This window comes from Methanobrevibacter sp. (assembly GCF_045220775.1).
Lineage (GTDB): Archaea > Methanobacteriota > Methanobacteria > Methanobacteriales > Methanobacteriaceae > Methanocatella.
Genome location: NZ_JBGUWC010000062.1, coordinates 15,890 through 27,515, shown reverse-complemented (window position 1 = coordinate 27,515; position 11,626 = coordinate 15,890). Strand labels below are relative to the sequence as shown.

The window sequence follows — 11,626 nt, the reverse complement described above, 5'->3', positions numbered from 1 at the left end:
GTCAATATTTTGACTGATGTTAATGATTATCCATTTGTTAGAGAAGAGATTGAAGAGTTGTTCGGTGGTTAAATGAGCGTAATTTTTAAAAGAAAAAGCGTCAGACAGTTCAGGGATGAAAAAGTAAGTGATGAATTAATAGAAAATTTGCTAAAGGCAGGAATGCAGGCACCTTCATCATGCAATTCACAGCCTTGGGAGTTCATTGTCGTTTCTAGAAAAGAGGATAAGGAAGCTATTTCTAAAATGCACAGGTTTGCAGCTCCTGCAGCCAATGCATCTCATCTGATAATCACTCTTGGAAATCTCAATGAAGCGAAAGTGATTGGAATGATTGAGCAAGACCTTGGGGCTTGCAACGAAAACATATTGCTTCAGGCAACTCATGAAGGCCTTGGTGCTGTATGGTTAGGTTTTCACCCGATTGAAGATAGAACATTAAAGTTAAAGGAATATTTGGAGATTCCAGATTATTGCATTCCATTTTCTGTGATTTGTGTTGGATGGCCTCTAAAGGAAAGTGAAGTTAAACTTAGATATGATGAGTCTAAGGTTCATTTTGATAGATTTTAATACTATATTTTTGTTTAATTTCATAATACATAGTTATATGAAGTTTATTTTTAATTTAAACAAAAAATTGTATAGGGTTATAAAATTGAAGTCATTTAAAACTGATTAATTTATAAATGTTGGTTTATATAATAGATTTCGGTGAAAAGAATGGATTTCATTAATCTATTAAAATTAACATTTTGTGAAATGATAGGGAATTTAATTGATGATTTAACTGATTTTTTTGATGACAGTTCAGGATTATTATTCCCCAATGTTCAACCAGATTACATCAAATATATGAACTTAAGCATAGACAAGTCTGTTGAATCAATTTTAAAAGAGGATTTGCCTCAAGAATTTTGTGATAGGGCTTGTAACGAAATTGATATTTTTAGACGTAAGACAGTTAATGAAAAAGATGAATGGATAATATATTTGGATTTTAAAACTGGAGAAGTTCTAGATTATATTAAAGGTGTTGGAGGAGAGGTTATAGGTGAAATATTGGAGTCTAGATATTATGGGCGAAAAATTGTTGCCATTCATAATCATCCTAAAGGTTATCTCTCACCACCATCTTATGATAATTTTGGAATTTTAAGATTTCCATTTCAAGATTATGAAATAATTTGTTCAGAAGATGAATTTTGGATTTTAGAGGCAAAAGGTGTTGTAAATAACAGGGACTTTAAAGTTCTAAAAAAGAATATAAAAGCATTATATTATCATTCTTTTGATTTTGCTGAAGATGATGAATCTTTAAATTTGATATATGAGAGAAATCTATTGAAATATTTAAATAATAAAATTAATATTAATCTAATTAAAAAGGAGTATAAATAATGTCTTCAATCAAATGTGGTATAAAGTTCATTCGTGAAAATAAACCCCCGTTATATGACACCACATTATGTGAAAAACCAATTTCATATCATAGGGAACTATCAAAAAAAAGAACTCAAGGTAAATCAAATGAGGAGATTAAAGAAGATTTCATTAATTTTTGTAGGCAATTAGGTTTTGATCCTTATCTTCCGAGTTCTGAATAATCAATTCATGACTATTTTTCATTAATTCTGATGTAAACTTCAAAAGGAAAGTGAAGTTAAACTTAGATATGATGAGTCTAAGGTTCATTTTGATAGATTTTAGATTATTTAACTAAAACCTTTTAGACAGTTTTAAATAATAATAAATATAAATTTTTAAGCAGTAACTTAAAAGTTATAAGTAGAATTTTATGAGGTTAAACTATGGTAAGTGTAAACATAGAAGCTAAAAAAACCGTAGATGTAATGATTGAAAAGGCAGATGAATTGAACATCGCCGTATCCACTTTAGAAAATGGTGCTACTGTTATCGACTGTGGTGTAAATGTAGACGGAAGTTTTAAAGCAGGAGAACTTTATACTAAAGTTTGTCTTGGTGGACTCGCTGATGTTGGAATTTCAATTCCTGGAGATTTATCTGAAAAATTCGCACTTCCTTCAGTAAAAATTAAAACTGACTCACCTTCCATTTCAACCTTAGGTTCCCAAAAGGCAGGTTGGTCTGTATCTGTAGGTGACTTCTTTGCATTAGGTTCAGGACCTGCAAGGGCAATTGCATTAAAGCCAGCAGAAACCTATGAAGAAATTGGATACGAAGACAAAGAAGCAGATCTTGCAATTTTAACATTAGAAGCTGACGTATTGCCTGGCGAAGAAGTTGCAGCTTACATCGCTGAAGAATGTAATGTTAAAACTGAAGACGTATACTTACTTGTAGCTCCTACATCATCTCTCGTTGGATCTATCCAAATTGCTGGAAGAGTTGTTGAAAACGGAACCTACAAAATGTTGGAATTCATCAAATTCGATGTAACCAAAGTAAAACATGCAGCAGGTATCGCACCTATTGCACCGGTTGACCCAGACGGACTTAAGGCTATGGGTAAAACCAATGATGCAGTATTGTTCGGTGGAAGAACTTACTACTATGTTGAATCCGAAGAAGGAGACGACATTGCAGACGTTGCAGCTAAATTACCATCTTCTGCAGCTGATGGATATGGCAAACCGTTCTTTGATGTATTTAAAGATGCAGGATTTGATTTCTATCAAATCGATAAGGGAATGTTTGCTCCTGCTGAAGTTGTTATCAACGATTTGACTACCGGTAAAATGTACAAAGAAGGATTTGTCAACGCAGACTTGCTTAAAAAATCCTTCGGTATTGATGAATAAATTTATTCATCATATTTCTTTTCTTTTTTTCTAATTTCAACAATAAACTTTAAATACTATTACTTTTATATTATGCATAGCACTTTAATGGAGTGTATTTTATAAAATTGAAATTTAATAGGTGAAAAATATGAGTTTAGGTGAAATTTTCTCAGATGCAATCAAATATCCATTCTCTGATATAACTAATTTCCTTATTGTGGGCGTTCTTGCATTGCTTGCAAGTTTAACAAGCATTATAACTTCTTTCGGAATTGAAAATTCAATAGTCGCTATCCTTGCTGCTATTATCGCTTTTATTTTTACTTTAGTTCTTTCAGGATATAGTGTTGATGTAATAAAAAAAGGTATAGAATCTTCAAATGATTTCCCGGATATAGATTTAAAGGAAAATTTGCTCAATGGTGTTAAAGCATTAATCATTGGTATTGTTTACATGATTATTCCTTGTATCATAGCTTTTATTTTAATGGCTATTTTCGGTGTTGTTGGAGCAGGCATTGATCATGTTGTTGGTTCATTAGGTTTAGCTTCAATTATTATAATTATCATATTCATTTTATTTGCAATATTTGAGGTAATCGCTTTAGCCAGATTTGCAAATACTAAAGAGTTAGGTGATGCATTAAACATCGGTGAAGTTATAGAAGATGTTAAAAGAATTGGAATTTTAAAAATCATAGCATTTGTCATTGTATTGATACTCATTGCAATGATTGCAGCTATACTTGTTAGCTTATTTGCATTTATCCCTTATATCGGAGTAATTATTGTAACTCTTTTAGCGGGCGCATTCATGACATTATTCGCTAACAAAGCTTTAGGTTTATTATATGCTGACGCATAGATAAATCTATTTTTTTTCTTTTTTTTTATTAGATTTTTAATTTAACTGTAAAATTGTTAAATTTTTTTTATAATTGTTAATATTTTAATTAATTTCTTTTAAACTGCTCAAATCATCATTTTTTTAAATTTTCAAGGCTATTTTTTCTTAAGGTTTATATAGCAGTATGTTTAAAAGTAATATGTACTCTAAATGAGAGTATTATTTTAAAGGTGTATAATATGGAAATTAAAGAAATTATTATGGATTCATTTCAATTCCCGGCTAATAACTTAAAAGCACTAGCAATTTATATTGCTATTACATTTGTAGTTGGCATTTTAGCATTTGGAGGAATATTTTCTCTTATTGGTATTGAAAACAGTGCTATTTATGCTGTAATTGCATTCATATTGTTTATTTTAGCAGTTATTGTTGGATTTATACTAGCCGGTTATGAAATAGATATCATCAAAACAGGTATAGATTTAGAAGATCTAGCTCCAGACTTTGACTGGAAAAATGACTTGGTCAGAGGTATTAAGGCAATTATCGTAGCTATCGTTTACTTTATAATTCCAGCAATCATTACCTTAATCATTGCATTCATAACAAATGTGCCTGGAAACATTGTGGACATGGTTGGATACATGAACCAAACTGCAGTAAACACCAACGGTACTGTTGTTGCAAGCTCTGCTCTTGAAATGGTGCCTCAAGATGTAATGTCCGGTGTAATAGGTTCTGTTTCAATAACCCTTCTTGTTGCAGCCATATTATTTATCATTTTCTCATTCATTCAATACATGGCAAATTCAAGATTGGCTAACACCGACAGTTTAGGTGACGCTTTAAACATCCCTGAAGCTTTCAAAGACATTCAAAGAATCGGTGTTGGAAAAGTTGTTGCAACAATCGTCTTATTGATTATCATAATTGCAGTAATCAATGCGATTTTAGGTGCATTCTATCAATATGTGCCTCAATTGGCAATTTTGAATGTAATTGTAACCCCATACTTGATGTTTGCAACAAACAGGGCTACTGGATTATTATATTCTGACATTGCTTAGATATAGATTATTTTTATAATCTATTTTTTTTCTTTTTTTATAATTTTCAAATTTTTTTAAAAAACTTTTTTAATAATGATAGTTATAACTATTATTATATTGGAGATGTAATTATGTCTGATTTAAAAGGTACAAAAACTGAAGAAAATTTAAAAGCAGCATTTGCTGGTGAGTCCCAAGCACATACCAAATACCAATACTTCGCAGCTAAAGCTAAAGAAGAAGGCTATGTTCAAATCCACGATATTTTCATGGAAACTTCTAAAAACGAAAGAGAACACGCTAAAATCTGGTTCAAATTCTTGCACGACGAAGACATTCCTGACACCATAGCTAACCTCAACGCAGCAGCTGACGGTGAACATGAAGAATGGACTGAAATGTACAAAGAATTCGCTGAAACCGCTAAAGAAGAAGGTTTCCCTACAATCGCATTCTTATTTGAAAAGGTAGGTGCTATTGAAAAAGAACACGAAGAAAGATACAGAACTTTACTCGCTAACGTTGAAAACGATGCAGTATTCAACAAAGAAGCAGACATTGAATGGAAATGTGAAAACTGTGGATTTGTATTCTCAGGTCCTAACGCACCTGAAAAATGTCCTGTATGCGGACTTCCTAAAGCACACTTTGAAGAAAGAGCTACTAACTTTAAATAAGCTCTCTTTTTTTTTATTTTTTTTAGTTACTGTTTTATTACCAAATCTTTATATAAGATGACTGTATATTTAATTCTACGGAGATGATAACATGGTAGATTTAAAAGGATCTAAAACCGAAGAAAATTTAAAAGCCGCACTTGCCGGCGAATCTCAAGCACGTGTAAAATATGAATTTTATGCATCCCAAGCTAAAAAGGATGGTTACGTTGAAATCAAAGACATTTTCCAAGAATCATCCGACAATGAAAAGGAACATGCTAAAATCTGGTTCAAGCTTTTAAACGGAGGAGTGCCTGACACTTTAACCAATCTTGCTGATGCAGCAGCCGGTGAACATGAAGAATGGACTTCAATGTACAAAGAGTTCGCTGAAACCGCTCGTGAAGAGGGTTTTGATGATATTGCAGCTTTATTTGATGCTGCAGGCGCAACCGAAAAGGCTCACGAAGACAGATACAATGCATTATCTGATAAAATCAAAGCAGGCAAAGTCTTTAAAAAGGACGAAGAAATCGCCTGGAAATGTAATAATTGTGGATACATCCATTATGGAACCGATGCTCCAGAAGTATGTCCATTATGCGACCACCCACAAGCACACTTCAGAAAACAAGATACTAGCTACATCTAGATTCTTTTTTTCTTTTCTTTTTTTTCAATAACTATTTATTATAGTAAATATAAATTATTTTTTACAGAGATATAACTATTGTTAAACAATAGTTTGGAATATCGCTATTTTTTCAGGTGATAAAAATGTGTACAGCAAGCAATTACATAACCGAGAATCATTATTTCGGCAGAAATTTTGATTATGAGATTTCATATAAGGAGAGAGTAACAATCACTCCTAGAAACTATGAATTTAAATTTAGAAAAATAGACGATATTAAATCACATTATGCTATGATAGGAATAGCTGCCGGCATTGATGCATATCCTTTGTATTATGATGCTTGCAATGAAAAAGGCTTGGCCATTGCGGGTCTTAACTTTGCCGGAAATGCGGTTTATAGGGAATTTGAAGAGGATATGGTTAACATCACTCCATTTGAGTTGATTCCATATCTGCTAGGAAAAGCCTCTAATTTAGATGAGGCACGTGAACTTCTATCTGAAATCAATCTTGTGAACATTAACTTCGCTGAAGAGCTTCCGTTATCTCCTCTTCATTGGATGATTTCAGACAACACTGGTGAATCAATAATCGTTGAACCTTTGGAAGACGGACTTAAGATTTATGACAATCCGGTAGGTGTATTGACAAATAACCCTCCGTTTGATAAGCAGTTGTTCTACTTGAATAACTACAGAAACCTGTCAAACAAAAATCCTGATAATACATTTGGCGGAAATATTGATTTGGATGAATATTCAAGAGGAATGGGCGGATTGGGCCTTCCCGGCGATTTGTCTTCTGCTTCAAGATTTGCAAAAGTTGCATTTACTCGTGCAAATTCATATTCAGGCAGTGACGAGGCAAGCAGTGTCAGCCAGTTCTTCCATATTCTGGGGTCTGTCGAACAGCAAAACGGCTGTACATTCATAGCTGATCCTAATCTGTATGAATATACAATCTACACATCCTGTTATAACACCAATAGTGGCGTTTTGTACTATAGGACATATAACAACTCGCAGATTACTGCCGTTAGCTTAAATAATGAGGATTTGGACTCAACCGATTTGATAAATTATATGTTAATTAATGAAGAGCAGTTTAACTTCATTAATTAATTTTTTTCTTTTTTTGTAATAGCTATTTATACTATAACAATGATAAATAAGTGTATTCTATACATTTTACCAATTTAATAGTGTTAATATTGGTATTATGGAGGCAATAACTTGAAAAGAAATAAGATTGCTCTATTGTTTTCAATATTGCTATGTTTAATGATTATGCTTCCAACTGCATTTGCGCTAGATAACGAAACCATAATCGATTCAACATTTCAGGATAATGATTTTACTACTGGAGATTATTATTTTGACTCAAATATTGAAAATGATACGGGAGACGGATCAATTACAAATCCTTACAAAGAGATAACTTCATCTAGAATAAATGATAACTCCATTATTCATTTGGCTAATGGGGAGTATAATTTAGGGTCTAGTGTTTCAAGAAGTAATCTAACAATAATTGGTCAAGATTCTTCAAAGACTGTATTAAATTATGGTAGCTTTTCTGTATCAAGTTCATTGACTCTTCAAAATTTAACGCTAAATTATATATCAATTACTAATTATGGGAATATCACTGCTCAAAATACTATTTTTTCAAATTCTACCTCATCAAAAGGGGGTGCAATTTATTCTGCAAATAAGGATTCCCACATATTCTTAGATAATTGTACATTCATTCATAATTCCGCTACATCTGGCGGAGCTATTTATGTGGAAAATGGTTATTTGAATATTTCTAACTCTATTTTTGAAGATAACCATGTAACCAATTCTGGTGGTGCTATTGCAACTGATAAGAATGCAAATGTAATGATTGAAAAGTCTAAATTTTTAAATGATTATTCAAGTGATATTGGAGGCGGAATTTATCTGATGAATTCCACTTTGGCTGCTGATGATATTGAAATCATTAGTTGTAATGCTACATTTGGTGGAGCAATAACTTCCCTTAGCAGTTATTTGACAATCAATGATTTAAAAGCCAGAAATAATAAAGCAAAATATGATGGTGGAGCAATTTATATAATGTATGGAGATTTATATTTGAATCGTTCTACATTTGACAAAAACGTTGCTGAAAATGGTGCAGCGTTATTTGTTGATGAGGTATATAATTTCATTCCATTTTATAATACATTTACCAATAATAATGCTTCAAATACTGCAGGTGCAGTTTATTCGCTTATTTCTGAAAATTTAGATCCTTTCTCTGTTTTGGATAAAGACTTTGGTAATGTATTTTTAAATAATCAAGCATTATTCAATAATGATGTTTATGAAGCTAATTTTCCTAATTTAAACATTGGATCTAATGATTATATTTTAGTTAAGTTTAATGCATCTGATAGTGATGTATTGCCAACTTATTATAACTTAAGAGATTTAGGTCTGGTTACTCCCGTTAAAAATCAGGGAAAAGGTGGAAACTGCTGGGCTTTTGCAGCTATTGGTTCTCTGGAATCCTGTATATTAAAAGCGACTGGCATTGCATTTGATTTATCCGAAGAGAACATGAAGAACCTGATGTCAAAGTATTCAGATTATGGATGGGCAATGGAAACTAATACCGGTGGATATGATAGGATGGGCATTGGTTACCTTACATCTTGGCTGGGCCCTATTAATGATAGCGATGATGAATATAGTGATCAGTCATTATTGTCTCCAATATTTGATAGTTTTATACATATACAAAATATATTAACATTAAAAAGAACTAGCTACACTGATAATGATGAAATCAAAAAGGCCATAATGAAGTATGGTGCTGTTTCAACCTGTATCAGGTGGGAAAGTAGCTATCTGAATGGGAAAAATTATTATTATGATGGTACTAGCGGTGCCAATCATGCAGTAGTCATTGTGGGTTGGGATGACAATTATTCAAAAGATAATTTCAAGAATAAACCCGAAGGAAATGGGGCATGGATTATTAAGAATAGCTGGGGCACAGGCAGTGGCGATAAAGGATTTTATTATGTTTCCTATTATGATACAAAATTGGCTCCATTGAACAAACCAGATTCAACATTCACATTCATTCTAAATGATACAATAAGATACGATAAGAATTACCAATATGACATTTCCGGCAGAACCGATTACTTCTTGAACAAATCCAGCACAGTTTGGTATAAGAATATTTTCACATCAACTGGCGATGAGTATTTGGCTGGAGTTTCAACATATTTTGAAAAAAATACGGATTGGGACTTGTCAATTTATGTAAATGGCATATTAAAATATGCCAAAAGCGGTTCTTCACATTCAGGTTATTATACAATTGATTTGAGAAATCTGATTCCGCTTGGTCTTGGAGATGTTTTTGAAGTTGTATTTAAAATAAGCGTTGATGGTGAAGCTGCTTTTCCAATTTCAGAAAGCGTTTCCCTTAACCGTGAATTGTATAGTGGAAATATATCCTATTTAAGCTATGATGGTGTAAACTGGGTTGATATCTATGATTTAGAATGGGCTTATTCCAGCCATACCTATAACTCACAAGTGGCTTGTATCAAGGCATTTACAGTATTTGATAAATTTAATTCAAATATTGAATTGTCTATTGGCGACAGTTATAATCCTTGTGAGATTACTGCTAGTGCATATGATGAATATGGTCTTCTAATTGATTCAGGTGAGGTGGTATTCACAATTGGAGGTAAAAACTTCACTGCACAGATTGCAAATGGATATGCAAAGATTACTTATTTATTTGACAATTTGTCTAATAATGTTTATGCAACATTTAACAATCTGGGTTATGTTTCATCTACAACAAGCACAACCGTAAATGTTAAAAACACTGTCATAATTGCAGGTAATGTAATCTCTTATAATGGAACTAACATTAAATTCAATGCTAGTTTAGTAGATGATGCCGGAAAGGCGGTTTGCGGAAAGGAACTAAAATTTACAATAAATAATGAAGAGCATATTGTAAAGACAGACGATAAAGGAAGTGCAGTCATTAATCCTAAACTAGAAATAGGTGAATATGATATAGTAATCTCATTTAATGACGTTTCCGACAATAGCAAACATGATATAATTAAACACATTTCAGTTAAGTCCACAATCAACTTGCCGACCAATACCAAATACACCTTAAATTCAAAATATCTATTCAATGTTTTGACCAAAGAGGGGGATCCTTTGAGAAACTCACAGGTTAACGTGACCATAGGCAAGAATTTCTATTCAGTCTACAGCGATAAGGAGGGTTATGTTTCAATAGCAATCGATTTAACTCCCGCTTCCTATGATGTCTGCATAACAACAAAATATGAAACCAAAGCCCAAAAAATCAGTGTGGTTTCAAGGCTTACCCATAACAGTGCGATAACAATGTATTATGGTGCCGGGAAAAATTATATGGTGAAGGCATACGATGATTACGGAAAGGTCATAAAAAATGCTAAGATAACATTCAAGGTAAATGGAAATACATATTACAGCTATACAAACGAATACGGTAATGCATATTTCAAAGTAAACTTAAAACCGGGAACTTATACAATAAGCGCAACATATAATGGATATTCTGTTTCAAATAAGATAACCGTTAAGCCTACTTTGATATTGTATGCCAAAACAGTTAAAAAATCAAAGACGTTCAAATATACAGTCAAATTGCTTAACAAAAACGGTAAAATCCTGAAATACAAAAAGGTAACCGTCAAATTCAGGGGCAAAACCTATAAGGCCAAAACAAACAAGAAAGGAATAGCTACCTTTAAAATCAAATCATTTAAAAAAATAGGCAGGTTCACATTGACTGCAAGCTATGGATCTGCAAAAATAAGTAAAAAGATATTAGTCAAAAAATAAGGTTAAAAAACCTTATTTATTTGCTTTAATTAATTTACGAGCTGCTTTTAAATCTGTATTGTAAATATGTCCGGAAGTTGAGTGGTAGTGAACTCCGCCAAAGTTCAATTTTTCACCCATAATCTCCTTGTTAACTTCTTCTTTCATTTTCAAACCGAGATAAGCGATGAAGAACATGTTGGAGTAGAATGCGCCGAAAATATCATTGCTTCTGAAAATGCAATGTATTGTTAACTCGTTATTACGAACGAGGCATTGCAGGAACTGAAGGCATGGGATATCTTCTCTATCGGCATCCAATTGGGGGTCGATTGTTACAGCCACTGCACGGTTAGATCCTGTTGCTGTTAAAATCCTTTCTTTCATGGTGTTGAACTGGTCAACATCAAAATGGGCATATATACGGTTTGGGTAAGTGTATACGAATCCTTGGTCATCGGGATTTTCTGCTGATTTTACGTATTCATATAATGCATCACTTTTGATGGGGCAAGCTTCCATATCGAATTTTCCGGATTTGATGTCAGCCAATAGCATTTCCGGGGTGTAATGTTGATATTTGGCTCTGAATTTCAAGTCAAATGGATCATCGATAATGTAAAAGTTACCTAAACTTTCCACTAGATGATGATTTGAGTCCTTATATGTTTCTTTTCCTTGCTTTAGGATTTTATCTACAAAATCTATGTAACATTGGTTTATGGTTAACATTTAATAACAGCTCCGTTTTATTAATTAAAGTTATGTTTCATAAAATATATA

General features: G+C 32.6%; 11 protein-coding genes. 10 read left to right on the top strand and 1 reads right to left on the bottom strand.

Features of this window, described 5'->3' with window-relative positions; genetic code table 11:
• Window positions 1-72: 72 nt before the first annotated feature.
• The 10 genes from ACJROP_RS03470 to ACJROP_RS03425 all read left to right on the top strand — a co-directional run bounded on the left by ACJROP_RS03470 (window position 73) and on the right by ACJROP_RS03425 (window position 10,864).
• The gene (locus tag ACJROP_RS03470) at window positions 73-573 is read left to right on the top strand and encodes a nitroreductase family protein (RefSeq protein ID WP_406534109.1); all 501 of its coding nucleotides are present in this window, start codon (window positions 73-75) and stop codon (window positions 571-573) included.
• Window positions 574-723: 150 nt separating this feature from the next.
• The gene (locus ACJROP_RS03465; RefSeq protein WP_406534108.1) at window positions 724-1,401 is read left to right on the top strand and encodes a hypothetical protein; all 678 of its coding nucleotides are present in this window, start codon (window positions 724-726) and stop codon (window positions 1,399-1,401) included.
• Window positions 1,401-1,607 carry a hypothetical protein gene (locus ACJROP_RS03460; protein ID WP_406534107.1) on the top strand — a complete coding sequence of 69 codons (207 nt, stop codon included), beginning with the start codon at window positions 1,401-1,403 and terminating at the stop codon, window positions 1,605-1,607. The genes ACJROP_RS03465 and ACJROP_RS03460 overlap by 1 nt, the downstream gene beginning before the upstream one ends.
• Window positions 1,608-1,811: 204 nt before the next feature.
• The gene (gene mch / locus ACJROP_RS03455; protein WP_406534106.1) at window positions 1,812-2,783 is read left to right on the top strand and encodes a methenyltetrahydromethanopterin cyclohydrolase; all 972 of its coding nucleotides are present in this window, start codon (window positions 1,812-1,814) and stop codon (window positions 2,781-2,783) included.
• A 130-nt stretch (window positions 2,784-2,913) separates the two neighbouring features.
• Window positions 2,914-3,630: a DUF4013 domain-containing protein gene (locus ACJROP_RS03450; RefSeq protein WP_406534105.1), complete on the top strand. Its 717-nt coding sequence runs from the start codon at window positions 2,914-2,916 to the stop codon at window positions 3,628-3,630.
• A gap of 221 nt (window positions 3,631-3,851) precedes the next feature.
• Window positions 3,852-4,682 (top strand): DUF4013 domain-containing protein, encoded by an 831-nt coding sequence (locus ACJROP_RS03445; protein ID WP_406534104.1) that lies wholly within the window; start codon window positions 3,852-3,854, stop codon window positions 4,680-4,682.
• A 113-nt stretch (window positions 4,683-4,795) separates the two neighbouring features.
• Window positions 4,796-5,341 carry a rubrerythrin gene (gene rbr, locus ACJROP_RS03440; protein WP_406534103.1) on the top strand — a complete coding sequence of 182 codons (546 nt, stop codon included), beginning with the start codon at window positions 4,796-4,798 and terminating at the stop codon, window positions 5,339-5,341.
• A 91-nt stretch (window positions 5,342-5,432) separates the two neighbouring features.
• Window positions 5,433-5,975, top strand: a complete 543-nt coding sequence (rbr, locus tag ACJROP_RS03435) for a rubrerythrin (RefSeq protein ID WP_406534102.1) — start codon at window positions 5,433-5,435, stop codon at window positions 5,973-5,975.
• Between the two features lie 125 nt (window positions 5,976-6,100).
• Window positions 6,101-7,081 carry a choloylglycine hydrolase gene (gene bsh, locus ACJROP_RS03430; protein ID WP_406534101.1) on the top strand — a complete coding sequence of 327 codons (981 nt, stop codon included), beginning with the start codon at window positions 6,101-6,103 and terminating at the stop codon, window positions 7,079-7,081.
• 111 nt (window positions 7,082-7,192) lie between these two features.
• Window positions 7,193-10,864: a C1 family peptidase gene (locus ACJROP_RS03425; protein WP_406534100.1), complete on the top strand. Its 3,672-nt coding sequence runs from the start codon at window positions 7,193-7,195 to the stop codon at window positions 10,862-10,864.
• Between the two features lie 12 nt (window positions 10,865-10,876).
• Here ACJROP_RS03425 and ACJROP_RS03420 read toward each other — a convergent pair whose 3' ends face one another.
• Window positions 10,877-11,575, bottom strand: coding sequence for a thymidylate synthase (locus tag ACJROP_RS03420; RefSeq protein ID WP_406534099.1), 699 nt, complete (start codon window positions 11,573-11,575; stop codon window positions 10,877-10,879).
• Between the last annotated feature and the right edge of the window lie 51 nt (window positions 11,576-11,626).